This window comes from Photobacterium sp. R1 (genome assembly GCF_054600795.1).
In genome coordinates this window covers 1-326 of the sequence record NZ_BAAHZP010000306.1, presented here as the reverse complement: position 1 = coordinate 326, position 326 = coordinate 1, and the positions used below count along the sequence as shown (strand labels likewise).

1 protein-coding gene is annotated in these 326 nt (G+C 45.7%); it reads right to left on the bottom strand.

Annotated elements, in window-relative coordinates; all coding sequences use genetic code 11:
- The coding region (locus ACYP03_RS25165) for a substrate-binding domain-containing protein (RefSeq protein WP_459782549.1) at positions 1–259 on the bottom strand (259 nt) is incomplete at its 3' end.
- Positions 260–326: the final 67 nt, after the last annotated feature.

Below are 326 nucleotides of genomic sequence, written 5' to 3'. Positions count from 1 at the left end.
GGCGAATTTCGTCCTCTTTCAGAAATCGCGAGCTCATTCCGAGCTCAGCAGCATCTTGTTTGACTGCCGAAATACCCGCAGATGAGCCAGTCCCTTGCACTGCAATGGAAGTATCGGAATGTTGCTGCTCATAGTGTTCAGCTAACACTTCGAGTATATGACTGACGGATGTGGAACCTGATACGGTAACGGTTTTGGCATTAGCATGAATGGGTAATAGTGTTAAAATTGCAAGTAAAGAATCAAGGCGAAGCAACATTGCGTCTCTACAAATTTCAACTACGCGGGTAGCCGCTAAGCTATGACGAGGAAATGACAGAAATGTG